General features: G+C 56.4%; 17 protein-coding genes. 7 read left to right on the forward strand and 10 right to left on the reverse strand.

The features are described from left to right. The first annotated feature begins 58 nt into the window (after positions 1-58). From purC to ypfH, 4 genes are all read left to right on the forward strand, one after another. Positions 59-772, forward strand: coding sequence for a phosphoribosylaminoimidazolesuccinocarboxamide synthase (gene purC / locus AC1RKC_RS14765; protein WP_020828051.1), 714 nt, complete (start codon positions 59-61; stop codon positions 770-772). 438 nt (positions 773-1,210) lie between these two features. After that, a complete protein-coding gene (gene ypfJ, locus AC1RKC_RS14770; RefSeq protein ID WP_012146218.1) occupies positions 1,211-2,077 on the forward strand; it encodes a KPN_02809 family neutral zinc metallopeptidase in 867 nt (288 codons plus the stop codon). 54 nt (positions 2,078-2,131) lie between these two features. Then, complete coding sequence (locus AC1RKC_RS14775) at positions 2,132-4,144, forward strand: tRNA(Met) cytidine acetyltransferase TmcA (RefSeq protein WP_493092642.1); 2,013 nt, start codon at positions 2,132-2,134, stop codon at positions 4,142-4,144. A 117-nt stretch (positions 4,145-4,261) separates the two neighbouring features. Next, positions 4,262-4,951: an esterase gene (gene ypfH / locus AC1RKC_RS14780; RefSeq protein ID WP_129983474.1), complete on the forward strand. Its 690-nt coding sequence runs from the start codon at positions 4,262-4,264 to the stop codon at positions 4,949-4,951. 28 nt (positions 4,952-4,979) lie between these two features. Here ypfH and AC1RKC_RS14785 read toward each other — a convergent pair whose 3' ends face one another. Genes AC1RKC_RS14785 through AC1RKC_RS14800 form a run of 4 tightly spaced genes read right to left on the reverse strand, consistent with a single transcriptional unit; the run spans position 4,980 to position 7,328 of the window. After that, a complete protein-coding gene (locus tag AC1RKC_RS14785; RefSeq protein ID WP_020828048.1) occupies positions 4,980-5,165 on the reverse strand; it encodes a YpfN family protein in 186 nt (61 codons plus the stop codon). A 2-nt stretch (positions 5,166-5,167) separates the two neighbouring features. Next, complete coding sequence (locus AC1RKC_RS14790) at positions 5,168-5,842, reverse strand: M15 family metallopeptidase (RefSeq protein WP_130016630.1); 675 nt, start codon at positions 5,840-5,842, stop codon at positions 5,168-5,170. Continuing rightward, positions 5,839-6,966, reverse strand: coding sequence for a succinyl-diaminopimelate desuccinylase (gene dapE, locus AC1RKC_RS14795; RefSeq protein WP_142814706.1), 1,128 nt, complete (start codon positions 6,964-6,966; stop codon positions 5,839-5,841). Before dapE ends, AC1RKC_RS14790 begins: the two co-directional genes overlap by 4 nt. Further along, the gene (locus AC1RKC_RS14800; RefSeq protein WP_046374994.1) at positions 6,963-7,328 is read right to left on the reverse strand and encodes an ArsC family reductase; all 366 of its coding nucleotides are present in this window, start codon (positions 7,326-7,328) and stop codon (positions 6,963-6,965) included. Before AC1RKC_RS14800 ends, dapE begins: the two co-directional genes overlap by 4 nt. 231 nt (positions 7,329-7,559) lie before the next feature. On the opposite strand from AC1RKC_RS14800, the gene AC1RKC_RS14805 reads away from it, so the two are divergent. Further along, positions 7,560-7,985 (forward strand): GNAT family N-acetyltransferase, encoded by a 426-nt coding sequence (locus tag AC1RKC_RS14805; protein WP_041415576.1) that lies wholly within the window; start codon positions 7,560-7,562, stop codon positions 7,983-7,985. Between the two features lie 12 nt (positions 7,986-7,997). On the opposite strand, the gene AC1RKC_RS14810 is transcribed toward AC1RKC_RS14805, so the two are convergent. The 5 genes from AC1RKC_RS14810 to yncE all read right to left on the reverse strand — a co-directional run bounded on the left by AC1RKC_RS14810 (position 7,998) and on the right by yncE (position 12,943). Continuing rightward, entirely contained in the window at positions 7,998-8,606 is a 609-nt protein-coding gene (locus AC1RKC_RS14810) for a GNAT family N-acetyltransferase (protein ID WP_020828043.1), read from the reverse strand. Positions 8,607-8,637: 31 nt separating this feature from the next. Further along, a complete protein-coding gene (locus AC1RKC_RS14815; RefSeq protein ID WP_020828042.1) occupies positions 8,638-9,069 on the reverse strand; it encodes a GNAT family N-acetyltransferase in 432 nt (143 codons plus the stop codon). A 9-nt stretch (positions 9,070-9,078) separates the two neighbouring features. After that, on the reverse strand, positions 9,079-9,558 hold the full coding sequence (locus tag AC1RKC_RS14820) for a tetratricopeptide repeat protein (protein WP_020828041.1): 480 nt from the start codon (positions 9,556-9,558) through the stop codon (positions 9,079-9,081). 133 nt (positions 9,559-9,691) lie between these two features. Continuing rightward, positions 9,692-11,863 carry a TonB-dependent siderophore receptor gene (locus AC1RKC_RS14825; RefSeq protein ID WP_493092643.1) on the reverse strand — a complete coding sequence of 724 codons (2,172 nt, stop codon included), beginning with the start codon at positions 11,861-11,863 and terminating at the stop codon, positions 9,692-9,694. A gap of 9 nt (positions 11,864-11,872) precedes the next feature. Further along, positions 11,873-12,943, reverse strand: a complete 1,071-nt coding sequence (gene yncE / locus AC1RKC_RS14830; protein WP_493092644.1) for a 7-bladed beta-propeller protein YncE — start codon at positions 12,941-12,943, stop codon at positions 11,873-11,875. Positions 12,944-13,336: 393 nt separating this feature from the next. Here yncE and AC1RKC_RS14835 point away from each other — a divergent pair, with 393 nt between their 5' ends. Then, entirely contained in the window at positions 13,337-15,376 is a 2,040-nt protein-coding gene (locus AC1RKC_RS14835; RefSeq protein ID WP_048762771.1) for a TonB-dependent receptor domain-containing protein, read from the forward strand. Positions 15,377-15,614: 238 nt separating this feature from the next. Next, the gene (ypfM, locus tag AC1RKC_RS14840) at positions 15,615-15,674 is read left to right on the forward strand and encodes a protein YpfM (protein WP_100396732.1); all 60 of its coding nucleotides are present in this window, start codon (positions 15,615-15,617) and stop codon (positions 15,672-15,674) included. Positions 15,675-15,943: 269 nt separating this feature from the next. Here the strand turns inward: ypfM and acrD are convergent, their stop codons facing one another. Continuing rightward, a complete protein-coding gene (acrD, locus tag AC1RKC_RS14845) occupies positions 15,944-19,057 on the reverse strand; it encodes a multidrug efflux RND transporter permease AcrD (RefSeq protein WP_046372965.1) in 3,114 nt (1,037 codons plus the stop codon). Between the last annotated feature and the right edge of the window lie 132 nt (positions 19,058-19,189).

Raw genomic sequence — 19,189 nt, forward strand, 5'->3', positions numbered from 1 at the left:
TATATCACGCCTGTGTGTTAAAGCATTTTTAAAACAATTCTTTATTGGAGTATGTAAGATGCAAAAGCTAGCTGAGTTGTATCGCGGAAAGGCAAAAACCGTCTACACCACCGAAAACCCTGATTTGCTGGTGTTGGAGTTCCGCAACGATACGTCAGCACTGGATGGTCAGCGCATTGAGCAGTTCGATCGCAAAGGCATGGTGAACAACAAGTTTAACCATTTCATTATGAGCAAACTGGAAGAGGCCGGCATCCCGACACAAATGGAACGCCTGCTGTCAGACAACGAAGTGCTGGTGAAGAAGCTGGACATGGTGCCGGTCGAATGCGTGATCCGCAACCGCGCTGCCGGTTCACTGGTGAAGCGTCTGGGCATCGAAGAAGGCCTGGTACTGAACCCGCCGCTGTTCGACCTGTTCCTGAAAAACGATGCCATGCACGATCCGATGGTCAACGAATCCTACTGTGAAACCTTCGGCTGGGTGAACAAAGAGCACCTGGCGCGTATGCGCGAGCTGAGCTACAAGGCAAACGACGTGCTGAGCAAGCTGTTTGACGACGCGGGCCTGATCCTGGTCGATTTCAAGCTGGAGTTCGGCCTGTTCAACGGTGAAGTGGTGCTGGGCGATGAGTTCTCGCCGGACGGCAGCCGCCTGTGGGATAAAAATACCCTGGACAAGATGGATAAAGACCGCTTCCGCCAGAGCCTGGGTGGCCTGATCGAAGCCTACGAAGAAGTGGCCCGTCGCATCGGCGTCAAGCTCGACTAAGCGTTTTCGTGCTCTACGGGGTCATCCGGCCCCGTCAGATTTTGACAAAGGGGGATAAAAGCGTGGTTTTTCCCCCTTTGTGTTATCAGCCGAAAATCAATAAATTGATTTTCCAGATTTATTTTCAAAACCTTTAGCGCTTGCCGCCAAACATTCTCTGTTTGTCAGCAGTCTCACGGAGCCATTCGGCCCCGTTAACTTCCCGCAATATTTCTCTCTGATTGCATTTCCGGAAAAATTCTACATTTCCTCCGCTGCTCAGCACTTATAATGATAATACCCGGCATACTTGAAGCTGCATCTGTGTTGGCTGCACTCGTTCACCCGAATCACTTACATGAGTAAGTTCATCGGGATTCACTCATTTGCCGCCTTGATGCAACTCCAATTATTTTGGGTATTGCGTACAATGACAAAAACCTAATCTGGAGTTTATTTATGCGTTGGCAAGGGCGTCGGGAAAGTGACAATGTTGAGGATCGTCGCGGGCAGTCTTCAGGTCTGGGTGGCGGCGGTGGCGGCTTTCGTGTTCCTCGCGGCAAAGGCGGTATCGCCATTCTGGTGGTGGTGTTGGTGGCCGGCTATTACGGCATCGATCTCTCGCCGCTGTTGAACGGTGGGGACGTGAGCCCGCAAACTCAGCAACAAAGCGCCAGCATCAGTCCAAAAGACGATGAACTGGCTAAATTTACCTCGGTGGTGCTGGCGTCTACCGAAGATAACTGGAAAGAAGTTTTCCAGCGTATGGGCAAAACCTATCAGCCACCCAAACTGGTGATGTATCGTGGCGTAACGCGCACCAGTTGCGGTACCGGTCAGGCGGCGATGGGGCCGTTCTATTGCCCGGGTGACAAAACGGTGTATATCGACCTGTCGTTCTATCAGGATATGAAAACCAAGCTGGGTGCCGGCGGTGACTTTGCCCAGGCCTACGTAGTGGCGCACGAAGTCGGCCACCATGTGCAGAACCTGCTGGGTATCGAGCCGAAAGTGCGCCAAATGCAGCAGGGTGCCAGCCAGGCGGAAGTGAACCGCCTGTCGGTGAAAATGGAACTGCAGGCGGACTGCTTTGCCGGCGTGTGGGGCAAATACGCCGAGAAACAGCAGATGTTGGAAGAGGGCGACTTGCAGGCGGCATTGAACGCCGCGCAGGCGATCGGCGACGACCGTTTGCAGCAGCAAGGGCAGGGACGGGTGGTACCGGACAGCTTCACCCACGGTACTTCGCAGCAGCGCTACACCTGGTTTAAACAGGGCTTCGACAGCGGCGATCCGAACACCTGCAATACCTTCGCATCCCGTTAATATGCCATGCCGGAGCCTGACTCCGGCATTTTTTTCAGGTCTGGATCCACGGTTATGTTACTGGCAATGCAACAACTTATGCAGCAGCAGGGCATCAGGCGCCTGCTGGTGATCAGTGGCGAGCCGCAATGGTGTCGCCAGCAGGCGCTACAACTGGCGAGTACCCTGCCGGGTGACTGGCCGTGGGTAGGGGAAAACCCATCGCCGGGCCTGCAGGCCTTGGCGAGCGGTGCGGTGCGGACGCTGCTGGGGCAAGAGCGCCAGCACGCGGTGTTTGATGCGACGAAAGGGCTGGACGTTGAAGCCCTGGCCGCGCTGTCGGGCACGCTGCGAGCCGGCAGTTGGCTGCTGTTGCTGACGCCGCCGTGGCAGCAGTGGCCTCAGCAACCGGATGACGACAGCCTGCGCTGGAGCGATTGCCCACAACCGATCACCACCCCAAATTTTATTCATCATCTGCAGCGGCATCTGGCGGCGGACAGCGAAGTCACCGTCTGGCGGCAGGGTGAGGCGCTGACGCTGGCGCCATTGCCGCTGCGTCCACAGTGGCAGGCACCAGACGGCCAACCCACCGCCGAGCAGCAGCGGCTGCTGGCGCAATTACTGAGCGCGGCGTCGGGCATTTGGGTTTTGACCGCCGCACGCGGGCGCGGCAAGTCAACGGTAGCGGGGATGCTGGTGGCGAACACCTCGCAGACCTGCTGGTTGGTCGGACCGAGCCGCGCCGCCACCGAAGTCGCCGCCGAATGGGCGCAGGGACGTGCGCAATTCTGGGCACCGGATGCGCTGTTGGCCCATTGCCGCGAACAGGACGTCAGTGACGTAGGGTGGTTGCTGGTGGACGAAGCGGCGGCGATACCTGGCCCACTGTTGCAGCAGTTGGTGAGCTATTTCCCGCGCGTTTTGCTGACCACCACGGTGCAGGGTTATGAAGGCACCGGCCGGGGTTTTTTACTGAAATTCTGCGCCGGACTGCCCGCGTTCCAGCCATTGGGGTTAGATCAACCGATGCGTTGGGCGCAGGGCGATGCGCTGGAGCGCATTATAGATAACGCGCTGCTGTTTAACGAGCAACCCTCCTGGCCGGTAACGGATAAGCCGGTGAGCATCAGCGGGGCTGAGCAAGCCATGCTGTGCGCCGATCCGCAAAGGTTAGCGCGTTTTTACGCTTTGTTGAGCAGTGCCCATTACCGTACTTCACCACTGGACTTACGGCGGTTGATGGATGCGCCGGGCATGCACTTTGGTTTGGCTCAGGTAGACGATGAGGTTGTCGGCGCCCTGTGGCTGGTGGAAGAAGGCGGGCTGAGCGCCGAACTGGCACACGAAGTCTGGGCCGGTCGACGGCGTCCGCGTGGCAACCTGGTGGCACAATCGCTGGCGGCGCACGGGGGCCAGTGGTGGGCACCTACGCTACGTTCGCGGCGCATCACCCGCATTGCGGTGTTACCCGCACTGCGTCAACAGGGCATTGCCCGCGATCTCATTGCTCAGCAGCGCCAGCAAGCACAGGGGCTGGATTATCTCTCGGTCAGCTTTGGCTATACCGAGCCGCTGTGGCGTTTCTGGCAATCTTGCGGTTTTGAACTGGCTCGTATCGGCAGCAAGACAGAGGCCAGCAGTGGTTGTTACACCGCGATGGCCATCCTGCCGCTGAGCGAACAGGGCGAGGCGTTGCGCCATGCCGCCCATAAACACCTGGCACGTGATTGGCGCTGGTTGCAGCCGCGTATTGATCTGCAGATAGAGATCCCCGGAGACGACGGCGATACGCAGCTCGGGGAGGACGACTGGCGTGAGCTGGCAGGATTTGCCTTCGCGCATCGACCGCTGGAGGCCAGCCTCGGGGCACTGCAACGCTTACTGTTGGCCAGTACGCTATCATTGCCCGCACTGCGGATGCATCTGCAGCAGTCGCTGGCGCCAGCAGTCTGCGTGGAACGGCTAGGGTTTAGCGGGCAGAAAACCTTGCTGCGCCGCTGGCGACACGAGGCAGGACTGGCGCTCGAACAGCTGGATGCGCAGCACGGTCTGCGCTGGAAAGCGTGGGCCCAGTCGTTGCAATAAATTGAAGATGTTGCTCAATAAAACCCGATTTTCCTGATTTCTCAGCGGCGTATAGTAGCTGGCAGAAACCGGGGCATCTGGCGCCGGACAGGATCTTAATCACACGAGGAGTCACCGATGAAACATGAGCATTTCGTTGTCCAGAGCCCGGCAACACCGGCTGCGCAGCTGATCCTGCTGTTTCACGGTGTCGGCGATACCCCGGTGGCAATGGGGGAGATTGGCCGTTATTTTGCTAAAGAGTTCCCGCAGGCGTTGGTGGTCAGCGTGGGTGGCCCTTCTGCTTTTGGTAACGGCAGCGGCCGCCAGTGGTTTTCAGTGCAGGACGTCACCGAAGAAAATCGCGTTGAGCGCATTGCTGAAGTGATGCCACTGTTTATTGAAACCGTGCGTTACTGGCAGCAACACAGCGGCGTGAATGACGCCGGCACGGCGTTGGTGGGCTTCTCTCAGGGGTCTATCATGGCGCTGGAAGCCCTGAAGGCGGAACCTAAATTGGCCGGCCGCGTGGTGGCTTTCAGCGGGCGCTTTGCCAGTCTGCCCGACCATGCGTTCGGTGACAGCGTGGTGCATTTGATCCACGGTGAGCAGGATGCGGTGATTTCAGTGCAACATGCCCAGGCGGCGGCGGAAAGGCTGCAGGCCAACGGCGTCGATTTTACGCTGGATGTGGAAGAGGGCGTGGGGCATGCCATCAATCAGGACATGATGGACAGCGCGCTTGAACGGCTGCATTACTACGTGCCGCAGCGCTACTGGGAAGAGGCTATGTTCGGCAAGCGCGGCGACTTGATCGCCTTTAAATAAGCTTCAGGGCGCATAATGCGCCCTGATGTCATTTTTTCTTCGGCCAGTCGTCTTCGTCATCCCACTCGGCGTTGTTATCGCGGTGCGGCGGCAGCTTCGGCTTATCGGCCAGATAGCCTTTCACGTCGACGCGGCGTAGTTCTTTGATCCCGCTGATGATCATCCCTACTAGAATCAGCAGGATAATCCACCAGTAGTCAGCTAACCATTCCATATTCACTCCTTTCCTTCAGCGCGTATAAAACGCGAAAATATCGCTGGCAGATGGGCTTCAAGCCATTGAGCACCGGCAATGTCCTTATCTTTCCAGGCCGCCAACAGCAGCGCAGGCGTCAGCAGATGTTCGGCTTCCTGCGCCAGCGGGCGGTAGCTCAGGTGCCAGGGCTCCACCGCCACGCCGTCGCCGTCTTCGGTGAACGGACGATAAAAGCCAAATTCGGCCATGTGTTCCGTCATCCACTGATTGAGCGGGTAAAAGTAACCGCCTTGTTCGTATTCCCACGGCTCCAGCTGCAGCTTTTGCCCTTCGGGCAACAGTGTGGGGTCATAGACATCCAGGTCGCTGCCCCAGTGATGGCGGCTGGCACCCGGCAAGGCCGACCAACGCAGGATCGCTTCGCAGCGCTCGGCAGCAGACAGCGGCGTGATGTCGATCGGTCGGCTGTCCTTATCTAATACTGGTCGCTCGCCGCAGAATTTTCCATTCCAGATCGCCTGTTGCCGTTCAAAATCGCGAAATGTGCTGGCGGGTTGCAGATTGAACCCGGCGGCGTGCGCCGCTTGCTGCATGGCGAGAAACGCGGCCACTGCGGCAGGCTGCATGCGGTGGTTACCGCTTAGCGGCGCCAGATGGTCGGTCGAGCGCCCGGTCAGCATTTCTGGCGTGATCATGCGATCAATTGCTCCATGATGCGCTGATACATGCGGCTCAGCAGTTGCAGATCGGCCGCGTGGACGCATTCGTTAACCTTATGGATGGTGGCGTTTACCGGGCCCAACTCAACCACTTGCGCCCCCATCTGGGCGATGAAGCGACCGTCTGAAGTCCCGCCGGTGGTCAGCAACTGCGGCGTCAGCTCAGAATAATGTTCGACGGCATTAACCACCGCATCCACCAATGCGCCGCGCGCAGTGAGGAACGGCTGACCAGACAGACGCCATTCGATGCTGTAGTTCAGTTGATGACGCTCGAGCAGCTCTTCCACGCGTTGTTTGATCGTCGCATCGGTCGATTCGGTGCTGAAACGGAAGTTGAACTGGACGAACATCTCACCGGGGATCACGTTGTTGCTGCCGGTACCGGCCTGCACGTTGGCGATCTGCATGCTGGTCGGCGGGAAGAATTCATTGCCGCGATCCCATTCTATCGCCACCAGCTCATTCAGCGCCGGCATGGCGCGATGTACCGGGTTATCCGCCAGGTGCGGGTAGGCGACGTGGCCCTGAATGCCGTGGATGTGCAGGTTTGCGGTGATAGAGCCACGACGGCCGTTTTTCACCACGTCACCAACGCGTTCGGTACTGGACGGCTCGCCGACCAGGCAGTAATCCAGACGCTCGTTGCGTGCCATCAGGGCTTCGACCACTTTCACCGTGCCGTGGGTTGCGCTGGCCTCTTCATCGGAGGTGATCAGGAATGCCAGGCGCCCCTGATGGTGCGGATTGGCGGCCACAAAGCGCTCGGCCGCCACTACCATGGCTGCCAACGAACCTTTCATGTCCGCCGCGCCGCGGCCATACAGCATGCCGTCGCGGATGGTCGGTTCAAACGGCGGGTTGTCCCAGCGTTTTTCATCGCCGGTCGGCACCACGTCGGTGTGACCGGCAAATGCCAGGGTTTTCCCCTCGCCACGCCAGGCCCAAAAATTCAGGGTATCACCGAAAGGCATAGGCTCAACGGTGAAGCCGATGGCTTCAAGACGTTCAATCATCAACGCCTGACAGCCTTCGTCGTGCGGGCTGAGGGAAGGACGTTTGATCAGCTGTTGGGCCAGTTCGATTACCGGGCAAGTCATGCTGCCACCTCGGAAATAAATTGCTGATAGCTGTCGGCGTTGAAACCGAGCAGAGCATGCCCCTTGCCGTCGCTCAGCAGCGGGCGCTTGATGATGGCCGGCTGGGCCAGCATCAGTTCGATGGCCGCATCGGCATTATCGCAGGCGTTGCGCTGCGCTTCGTCCAGTTTGCGCCAGGTGGTGCCACGGGTATTCAGCAGCGGTTCCCAGCCCAAAAGTTCGACAAAACCCCGCAGTTGCTGTTCGTCCAGCCCGTCGGCGCGGTAGTCGTGAAAGTGATAAGCCACGCCCTGTTCTTCCAGCCAGCGGCGTGCTTTTTTGATGGTGTCACAATTTTTGATGCCGTACATGGTTAACGTCATGGAGTAAGAACCTTCTCTGCAACCCACACCGGCGCGTGTGGCCGGTGGTAAACCGCCGGGGGCGGTGAAATGAAAACCAGCGACCAGCATGCCGAAAAATGGCGGGGAGTTCCACCGTCCAATGGCCTGAAAGCCGGGGAAAAGCTGAAAAAAAACGGCGCGCATTTATTGCGGCGGATTTTGCTAATCTTAGTGCGCTATTCAGTCACCCTACATAAGAAGAAGATGATCATGGAAAAATACCTGATTGAAGTTGCCGAAAATGCGACGGAAGAAATAGAAGCCCTGATTGAAGCCGGGCTGAATCAATATAACGACGAGGTAACCGGCACCAACGATCGTCGCCCGTTGGCGGTGGTGGTGCGAGATCCGGCCAGCGGTGAAGTGTTGGGCGGCATCAGCGGACGTTCATCGTTGGGCATGCTGTTTGTGGATCTGTTTCATTTGCCAAAATCGCTGCGCGGATCGGGGTTGGGCAGCGAACTGCTGCGCCGTTTCGAGCTGGAAGGGCGGCGCAGAGGCTGTGTTTCCGCCGTGCTGTACACCATCAGCTTTCAGGCGCCGAAGTTTTATGAATTGAACGGCTGGACGCGCTTTGGCGAGGTACCCTGTCTGCCGGCGGGCACCAGCCGCGTTTTCATGATGAAGACGCTGTAGCTTAGCGGACCGTTACTCGTCTCTGACCTGTCGCAACTTATAACCCAGGTTCTTTTTCACCATCGGCCATTCGTGGTCGATGATGGAGAAAACCACCGTATCCCGATAGCTGCCATCCGCATTTTTCTGGTGATTCCGGAGGACTCCGTCTTGCTTGGCACCCAGTCGTGCGATAGCCGCTCTGGAAGCCTGGTTGTGCCAGTGAGTGCGAAACTCAACGGCAATCACCGCCAGAGAGTCAAACAGATAACTGAGCAGCAGTAGTTTGCACTCGGTGTTGACGGTGGTTTTTTGATGACTCTTGGCATACCAGGTGTAGCCAATTTCAACGCGACGGTTTTGCGCATCGGCATGACAAACACGGGTGGTACCGATGATTTTTTGCGTGGCGTTGTGCACGACGACGAACGGCAACGCTCGTCCTGCGGCCTGTTCACTCAAGGCAAAGTCGATGTAATCTGAGACGGTATTTTCTGTGGGTACCGAGGTAAACCAAAGTTCCCAAAGGCGTCCGTCGGCGGCTGCCTGTACCAGGGGCTGCGCATGCTCTCTACGCAGTGGCAGCAGGCTGACGTTGTCGCTTTTCAGCTCGGTTTCACCAAGCCAGCATAGGTCAGACATATTCTGCAACTTTCCTCGTTAAATTGACTGTTTAGCGGACATAGCCATTCTGCTCCAGGCGTTCCAAAGCCACGCTGTCAGCATAGACCATGCCGGTGGTCAGCTCGCGGAAGCGGTATTTTTTATAGAATGCCAGCTTGTCGGGAACCGAGTAGATAAACACTTTGCCGAGCGGCGCCAAATCCTGCATCACCCGATCCATCAGCTGTCGCCCCAGTCCCAGCCCCTGAAAGTCCGGATGGATTGCCACGTCGGCCAGATAGGCTACCGAGGTCATGTCGCTGATGGCATGGGCGGTGGCCATCAATCGGCCGTCGCGATAGCCCCAGTAGCAAAATTGGCTGTGTTGGTAAACGCGCTGCAGCACCTGCGGGTCACGTTGGCCCAGCCCAGCAGCTTCCAACAGCGCGGCCAATTGCGACCAGTCGACGCCATAGCGATTTGGATCGGTGACAATTTCCATGTTTTCCTCCTAGCCGATACGGTCCAGATCGGCAGCGTATTGGCGAATGGCGCGCTGATAACTGCTGATGTCGCTGTGTGAGGAGGTTTCCGCTAACAGCACCAACAAATCGGCCACTGCCTGTTTGGTTTCACCCAGGTTGTACAGCGTCATGGCGCGAAACAGGGTGATCTCTTTGGCCTCGGGAAATTCGGCCAACCCCTGGTCGAAGGTGGCCAGCGATTGCTGATACAGGCCAAGCGCCCGATAGGTGCTGCCCAGGCCAAGCCAGGCTTCCTGTCGCTGCGGAGCCGGTAAATTACGTGCCAGCGCAGCCTGGTAGCAGGGAATTGCCTGTTGCTCGAATCCTTGCACGTCGTACAGACAGGCTAATTGGTAGTGCAGCACCGCGTCTTCCGGTTGTTGCAGCAACTGCTGCTGCGCCAGTTCGGTGGCGTCTTGATAACGGCCCAGCTCTTTCAGTTGTTCGATGGTCAGCGTAGGGGACATGACATGGCCTCAGAGAAATGGGGGTTTTTTATACCTTTGGCACGCTACTACGGAAGAATTCATCATACAAGGGATATAGCGGTTAGAAATAAATCGGCCCCGTTATCCGGGGCCGTTTAATACTGTAGAGCGATCAGAACTCGTGCTTCAGCGTCACCATAACGTTACGTGGCTCGCCATAGTTGCGGGTGCTGTAGAAATTCACCTGCGAGTAGTATTTCTCGTCGAAAACGTTGTTCAGGTTCAACTGCACCGAGGTTTGCGGCGTCAGCTTGTAACGCGCCATCGCATCGACCAGCACGTAGGACCCTTGCTCGGCTTTGCGCTCGACAAATTCACCGTTGCTGGCGCCCTGGACGTTGGCATAAACATTACTCTGCCAGCGTGCGCCACCGCCCAGCGTCAGATCGCGCAGCGCACCCGTCAACTGATAGGTGGTGAACAGAGTGATGCGAGTGCGGGGCTGCTCGGTGTTGAGATCAACCTTATCCTTGTCCTTCAAGGAGAAATGGGTGATGCCCAACTGGGCATTCCAGCCCTGCGCCAGTTCACCGCTCAGCTCGAACTCCACCCCTTTGCTGGTTGCGCCCTGACTCTCATGATAGGTCTGTTGCAGCGCGTTGATGTTTTCCGGATTTTCATCCAGTACGCCCAGATTATCCTGAGTAATGCGGAACGCCGACAGCGAAACGTTGAGACGCTCATCCAGCAGCGCGGCCTTGATGCCCACCTCTTTGTTGACCCCTTCGATCGGCGCCAGATAGTGGCCGCTGCTGTCGAGATAGTTCTGGTCCTTGAAGATGTCGGTGTAGCTGGCATAGGCAGAGACCTGATCGGTCAGCTTATACACCGCCCCCAGGAACGGAGTCACTTTGTTCGCCGTGGTGGTGGTGGTGTTTTTAAAACTGTTGAAGCGGGCACCGAGCACCAGATCCAGTTGATCCGTCACCGAGAAGTCGGCGCTGCTGTAAATCCCGATTTGCCGCGTACGGAAATCCTGCTGCGGCATTTTGTCTAACCACGCAGGTTCACCCAGGCCGCCGTTCCAGTCCTTCAGGCTGCCGCTAAACAGCTGTGTGGTGCTGGCACTGCGATAGGTGCTGTAGCTGTGTTGCCAGGCGGAGGAGCTGCCCACCACAAACTTGTGGGTCCGGCCCAGCAGTGGAAAGTCCCCGTTCAGCTTCAGGTCTACCGCGTGCTGATCCCGATAGCCTTCATAGCGCCCGGCGTAAGGGGTTGAAGGCTTCACCGCCCAGGTGTCCGGGTCGATCAGGCCGCCGAGGCTCATCGCCATTTTGGCATCGAAGGCCTGACGGTTGTGGGTGTAGTTGGCTACGCCTTTCCAGTCGTTAGCGAACTGGTGTTCCAGCGTGGCGAACTGGGTGCTGAGGGTGGTGTCCCAGCTTGACCAGTCAGAAGCCCCGCTGTAGTGGCGATCCCAGTTGATCTCGCTGCCGTCGCTGAACCAGCCGGTCGGCAGCGCGCCGCCCCAGGTGGAAGCTTTTGGCCGGTTTTGCTGATAGTCAGCCCCCAGACGTAGCAGGGTGGCGCTGGTCAGGTCAGCTTCCAACGTCCCGTAGACCGTCCCTTTGCGTTCTTGATGGCGATCCATGAAAGAGTGGCTGCGTTCATCGGAGGCAGCGACGCGCACCCTGACGGTACCTTCATCATTGAGCGGGGTACCGGCATCGATCGTGGTGCGATAGTGATCCCAGGAACCGGCCGAAAGCTCGGTACGGGCAAAAGGAGAAAGGCTGGAGGCTTTTTTCCTGACCAGATTGATCGCAGCGCCCGGGTTTCCGACGCCGTTCAACAATCCTGCCGCACCCCTGACGATCTCCACGTGATCGAGCGTGATCGAGTCAATTTCGGATTCCCCGCCGGAATAGCCCGAGTCAAAGAAAGTAGGGATACCATCGTATTGATAGCTGTCCACGCTGAAACCACGGTAGTTGAACGAAGAACGTTCGCTATCGTAATTGCTTTCACTGACGCCGGTAGACCAGCGCAGAATTTCCTTCAGCGAGTTGGCGTTGAGATCGTCAATCAATTGGCGCGAGATCACCGAAACCGACTGTGGCGTATCCTTAATGCTCAACGGCAACCCGGTTGCCGTGGTCATCTGTTTGGTGGTGTAGGAGCCGGTATTCTCGGTGCTGCCGTCATCGCTGAAGGGGGACGCGACCACCTCCAGGGTTTCTTCTTTTTGGCTGTGGGCGGTCTGCTCGGTGCCTGCCGCCTGCGCCATCATCACCGGGACGCACAACAGTGCGCCGCCGGAGAGGCGAATCATAAAGCTAGCCATGGAGATGCCTCACAATCCGCCAAGATCAATCTTGATCAGGTAATCCTGTTTTTTCTCCATCTCTTCCTTGGACTGCTTGATGCTGACGAACAGCTGCTGGCCGTCGGAAGAAAGCGCCAGGCTGTTAGGCAATGCATGGGTAGTGATGCTGTTTTTCACCTGATAGCTGTTGCTGTCGACGATGCTGATGCGCTTGGCTTCACGGTGAGTGATGTAGATCTCGCTGCGCAGCGGGTTAAATAGCACCGCCAGAGAATTGATTACGTCAATCTGGTGCAGGATTTTCCCGCTGTTGACGTCCACGACCAGGACGTTTGGCAGATCCGGATCGGTGATAAACGCACGACCGGTTTTGCTGTCCAGAGCGACATTGAGGAAGAAGTGTTTCTTGGTCGGTTCGACCACCACGCGTTTGAGGATCTTATGGCTGGTGGCGTCCAGCGTAATCAGTTCGCCACGGCCGTTAACGCAGTAGATATGGCCGCGTTCACTGTCCAGCGCAATACCGGTCGGGTATTCACCCATGTTGTCCAGCGTGGCAATTTTTTCCCGCTTGGCGGTATCGATGACCCACAGCACGCCTTTTTGCGCCGTGCCGGAAACATAAAGGCGCTGATTTTTCTTATCGAGCAGCAGTTCGCGCGTCGGGACAAACTGATCGTCTTTCACGCTTTCATTGAGTTGAATAGTCGTGAGTTCTTTACCGGTCTGGGTATCGATCACCGTGACTGAGCCGTCGACGGTGTTGCCGATGTACAACAGATGGCGCTGCTCATCCAATGCGGTGGCGAAGGCACGTCGCTTAGTGACGATATTGGCGTCGGTGGCCAGCGTGGCGGGGTTGACTCTAAAGACGATACCGCCGTTTTTTTCTTTGGCGAAGGAAGGCGTAGAGGCGGCAAACAGGGTGTTGCTGGTGCCATCAAAAGCCAGTTCATACAGGCCGTGCCCGACCGGTTTGGTTTGAAATTGACTCTCGGGAAGGTCAGCGGCCAGCGTTGAACAAGACAACAGCAGCACGGCAGACGCCAGGGCGCTGAGGGAGAAACCTTTGCCTGAAGTGGACAGGTGCATCTTCATATACATTCCTTTACATCAGTTTACGATTCGCCGATGCTAATGATATTGATTATTAATATCAATATCATTTAATTCATCATATGAAGATATGGTTGTTTGGCATTGAAATATAATGATTTATTAAATATCCCTCATAAAATCATGTTATTAAATGGCGATGTTTCCGGCATGTTTAAACTATGTAATGATTTTCATTTCGTTTTAATGTCTGAAAATATCCGCTATATTCGCCCGGCGACTGTTAAGAAGTGTAAATAAAAAATCATAACGACAGATCGTTATGGCGACGCTCGTGGTGGCATTGATGCGTACTGCGTTTTATTGCGTCAGCCGTTTTGGGAAGGCTTTGTGGGCGACAACACCCACCGGAAACAGGCTTTATTAGGAAAGGAAATGATCAATCAACCCTCCATGGGAAAGGGCTCCCGCATCGCCACGGCCATTGCGCTGGCTTTGATGTGCGCACCCCAGGTTTACGCACAGGAAGGCGGGACAGAAAAAGACAAGGATGCCTTGCAAGAGGATCAGGTCGTGGTGACCGCCTCCGGGTTCAAGCAGAACAAAAAATATGCCCCCGCCAGTATCTCCGTCATCGATAAAAAGACCTTCGAAAAGCAGAACAGCCGGGATGTCGCCGAAGCGGTGCAGGATGTCTCCGGGGTGTTCGTCAGCAACGGGGCCGGGAGCGAAGTGACCGGTGATGTGATGATCCGCGGCATGGACTCGAGTTACACCTCGTTCATGGTCAACAGCATCAAACAAAATACCGGCGAGTCGCGCCCGTATGGTCAGAATATCGGTACCGAAGCCGGTTTTTTACCGCCGCTGGCGGCCATCGACCGCATTGAAGTGATCCGTGGCCCTATGTCATCGTTATACGGTTCCGACTCCATTGGCGGCGTGGTCAACGTGATCACCAAAAAGCCGTTTGGCGTAAGGGAGTGGATTGGCTCGATTGCCGGCAACAGCTTCCTGCAACAGCATCAGGACTTCGGTAACACCCAACAAGCCAATCTGTTTTTGATGGGGCCCTTGGTGCCCGATGTACTGGGCCTCAGCCTGTCGGCGGACTATCTCGATCGCCGTGAAGATGAAAAACCTAACGCCTTCAGCAAAAACAACAAGAAGTCGCTCGACATGACGCTCGGCTTTGCCGCCAATGAAACCAACCTGTTCGATCTGAACCTGGCCAAAGGGGAGAAAAAACGCAGCCGTTCTGCCAAAGGCGGCGGTACGCCGTGGGGCTGGGACTTCGATCGCGATGCTCTGAGCCTGACTCATTCAGGTTGGTACGCGGATGACAGTGTCGCCACCACCAGTTATTTCCAGTACGAGAAAGGCGAATCGGTATATCGCTCCGTCAGCCTGGCCCCGCAGCATATCCAGACCGAAAATTATGTGCTGAATAGCCAGGCTAAACTGAGTTTGGGGGAACATAACCTGACCGTCGGTGCCAATTACAGCCGCGAAACGCTCAATGATGATTTCTACGCCGACAGTAAAAAAGCGCCGGGGATCGATCCGGTAACCAAAATTTCGCGTGATGGGTGGGCACTGTTTGCCGAAGGGCAGTGGAATATCGATGACTTTTCGCTGACAACCTCGGCGCGTATGGACAGGGACAACTACTTCGGCACCCACATCAGCCCGAAACTCTACGGCAACTGGATTTTAGACGAAGCCTGGGCGCTGAAGGGCGGTATCTCTTCCGGCTATAAAAAACCTTCGCTGCGGGAAAACTCGGATCAATTCATTACGCCGCGTGGCAGCAACCCGCCTTATCCCTATCTGTCGGTGGGCAACAGCGAGCTGAAGCCGGAAACCAGCGTGAACACCGAGCTGGGCCTGTACTGGAACAACAACCGTGATTTATCCCTCGACGCCACGGTGTTTTATACCGACTTCAAGGACAAAATCGCAGAAGTTAACATCTGCGAGGCGAGTGAGAATCACCCTTGCGTGGTTAACGGCTATAACGCCGATTCCATTGATAAATATTTCAATATCGGCAAGGCCAATGTCTACGGTGTGGAACTCAATGCCGATTGGCAGGCGACCGATAGTTTGAACCTCAGCGCAAACTATACGTTTAACAAGAGTGAACAGAAAAACGGCATCAACAAGGGTTATGCGCTGAATGACTTCCCGAAACACATGGCCAACTTATCCGCCAAGTGGGCCGCAGCTTCGGCATTGGACGTTTGGTCCAAGGTCAATTATCGCAGCCGCAACGAGGATACCGGTAATCATACCCGCTATAGCGCTTATGCCTTGTTGGATGCCGGCGTGATTTATCGCCTGGATAAGCACACCCAGGTGATGGCCGGCGTGTATAACATCTTGGATACGGCCCCTAAACGCACCACCAATTGGGGCGCTTATCCGCAGCTTGAAGGCCGTCACTACAACCTTGGCCTGCGCGTTGATTTCTAAATCTCGCTGAGTTAAAGCTCCGGCCGCCAGCCAATGGCGGTCGGTTTAGATCTTTTATCTATCTCATTTGCTGGATTGATATCGGAAGGGAATAGCCGTAGTTCTTGCTCGATAAGATAAGTACGAAAATGTGCACTATCCCCTGTTTTCGCGGGTGGCATCGTTCCCGAGGTGCTTCACTTGCTCAAAAAACAGGCGTAGAATTCGCTTCGTCTATTAATTGAGGTTGTGAATTATTATGGTTGATCGTGAGTTGGGAAACTGGAAAGACTTCATCGATGAGATGTTAGGTAACTGACACTGCGGTAAAGTTGATAGCAAGGTTGGTTTATTGGTTGGTCATTGAAACACCTTGGGATCGAGCCTCGGGTTCGAAATAAAGCAGCATCGGTTACCCGACGCTGCTTTTTTATGTCCGTTATTCCCTGGTGTCATCCGTTGTGGTGGCTATATACCCGTCATACTTAAAGCTGCATCTTTGTTGGCTTTCCTCACTCACCCCAGTCACTTACTAGTGTAAGCTCCTGGGGATTCGCTGCGTTGCCGCCTCGATGCAACTCTAATTATTTAGGGTATAGGCTGCTTGCCTGGGAAACGGCGGCGTACCAGCACGAAGAATAATGGCACGAAGAAGATCGCCAGCAGGGTAGCGGAAATCATGCCGCCCATCACCCCGGTGCCCACCGCATGTTGGCTGCCGGAGCCGGCGCCGCTGCTGATGGTCATCGGCAGCACGCCGAAGATAAAGGCCAGCGAGGTCATCAAAATCGGCCGCAGGCGCATGCGCGAGGCTTCCAGCGTGGCCGACATCAAATCTTGCCCTTTTTGATTCAGCTCGTTGGCGAATTCGACGATCAGAATGGCGTTTTTCGCCGACAGCCCGATAATGGTCAGCATCCCCACCTGGAAGTAAACGTCATTCTCCAATCCACGCAGCCAGGTGGCGGCAACGGCACCAATCAGGCCGAGCGGCACCACCAGCATCACCGAGAACGGAATCGACCAGCTTTCATAAAGCGCTGCCAGGCACAGGAACACCACCAGCAGTGAAATGGCGTACAGCGCCGGTGCTTGCGAACCGGAAAGGCGTTCCTGGTAGGACATGGCGGTCCATTCCAGACCGAAGCCGGTCGGTAACTGGCTGACGATTTTCTCCATTTCCGCCATCGCGGTACCGCTACTGACGCCCTCAGCCGCTTCGCCGACAATCTCCAACGCCGAGTTGCCGTTATAGCGTTCCAGACGCGGTGAGCCGTATTCCCAATGCGAGGTGGCGAAGGCGGTGAACGGCACCATGCCGCCTGCGCTGTTACGCACGTACCATTTGTCGATGTCGCCGGGCAGCATGCGGAACGGTGCGGCAGCCTGCACATAAACCTTCTTCACCCGGCCGCGATCGACAAAGTCGTTGACGTAGGTGGAACCCCAGGCTGTCGACAGCGTGTTGTTGATGTCATCGATGGAGACGCCCAGCGCCTGCGCCTTGCGTTGGTCGATATCGATTTGCAACTGCGGGCTGTCATCCAGGCCATTGTGACGCACCCGTGAAAGCAGGGGATTGGCCGCAGCCAGTTGCAGCAACTGATCGCGTGCCGCCATCAGTTTGTCGTGCCCCTGGCCTGCGTGATCTTCCAGTTCCATATCGAAACCGGATGAGTTGCCCAGGCCGGTGATGGCCGGCGGGCTGCTGGCTATCACCCGAGCCTCGTTAATCTTATTAAACTCATGAGTCGCGCGATCGATGATATCGAAAGAGCTGTTGGCACCTGAGGTGCGCAACTCCCAGTCTTTCAAACGAATAAACATACGCGCCACGTTCTGTCCGTTACCGCCCGGCCCGGCACCGATGGTGGAGAACACCGACAGCACATCTTCTTTTTCTTTGGTCAGGAAGTAGTTTTCCACCTTTTCCACGACCTTGGTGGTTTGCTGCAGGGTCGATCCTGGCGGCAGCTGCACCTGAACGGTGAATACGCCACGGTCCTCCTGAGGCAGGAAGGAGGTCGGCAGCTTGATGAACAGCAGCGCCATCCCGCCGAGCAGCAACACGTAAATCAGCATATAACGCAGGCTGGAATGGAGCACCCGCGCCACACCACGCTCGTAGCGGTCGGCGTTGCGGTTGAACATGCGGTTGAACCAGCCGAAGAAGCCGCGCTTGCCGTGATGGTGGCCTTTGGCAATGGGTTTGAGCAGGGTGGCGCACAGGGCAGGGGTCAGGATCATCGCCACCAGCACCGACAGCACCATGGCGGAAACGATGGTGATGGAGAACTGGCGGTAAATGGCGCCGGTAGTGCCGCCGAAGAACGCCATCGGGATAAATACCGCCGACAGCACCATGGCGATACCGACCAACGCACTCTGGATTTGCCCCATGGATTTGCGCGTAGCTTCCCGTGGCGGCAAGCCTTCTTCGCTCATCACGCGTTCGACGTTTTCCACCACCACGATGGCGTCATCCACCAGCAGCCCGATGGCCAGCACCATGGCGAACATGGTCAGGGTGTTGATACTGAATCCGCAGGCGGAAAGGATGGCAAAGGTGCCCATCAGCACCACCGGCACGGCGATGGTGGGGATCAGCGTGGCGCGGAAATTCTGCAGGAACAGGTACATCACCAGGAACACCAATACAATGGCTTCCAGCAGGGTTTTCACCACGTCTTTGATTGAGGCCTTAACGAACGGGGTGGTTTCATAGGCGACTTTCGCCTCCAGCCCGTGCGGGAAATACTGCGACAGTTCGGCAATCTTGTCTTTCACCAACTGATCGGTTTGCAGCTCGTTGGCCCCGGACGCCAGCTTGATGTTCATGCCGGCGGCCTGCATACCGTTATAGCGGCTGAGGTAATCGTAGTTTTCGCCACCCAGTTCGATGGTGGAAACATCGCCCAGCGTCACCAGTGAGCCGTCCTGATTGACCCGCAGGGTGATTTGCTTGAATTGTTCCGGCGTTTGCAACTGCGATTGTGCGTTAATGGTGGCGTTGAGCGCCTGCTTATCGACCGACGGCGTACCGCCAAGCTGGCCGACCGCCACCTGCGCATTCTGCGATTGGATCGCGCTGACCACGTCCTGGGTGGTGAGCTGGTAGCTGTTGAGCTTGTTGGGATCGAGCCAGATGCGCATGGCGTATTGCGAGCCGTAGACGTCCATGCTGCCCACGCCGTTGATACGGCTGAGCGGATCCTGCAGGTTGGAAACGATGTAATCGGCAATGTCCTGCTTGTCCATGCTGCCGTCGGTGGAGACGAAGGCCACCATCATCAGCGTGGTATCGCCGGATTTCGACACCGTCACGCCCTGGGTCTGCACCGCCTGCGGCAGCCGTTTGATAGCCGCCTGCAGCTGGTTTTGCACCTGCTGCATCGCCTCGTTAGGATCGGTGCCGGCCTCAAAGGTCAGCGTGACCGTCGCCCGGCCGGTATTGGTGCTCTGTGACGACATGTACATCATGTTGTCCAGGCCGGTCATGTTCTGTTCGATAATTTGGGTGACGGTGTTTTCCAGCGTTTGCGCCGAGGCGCCAGGATAGTTGGCGCTGATGCGAACGTTTGGCGGCGCGAGGTTAGGGTACTGTTCCACCGGTAATGAAAAAATCGCCAAGGCGCCGGTCAGGCAAAGAATAATTGCCAGAACCCAGGCGAAAATCGGGCGATCAATAAAAAAATTGGCCATGCAGCGCGAACCTCGTTGTGACTTGTTCTATCTTTAAGACGCATCAGAATTGCGTTTATCAGCGGCTGGGAAGGATTCCGGCGCTTATGCACTTTACTCGGGAAGTGGGAGTAAAGCGTGGAGAAAAAAAGG

This window comes from Serratia sp. GW822-FHT06E05 (genome assembly GCF_058799445.1).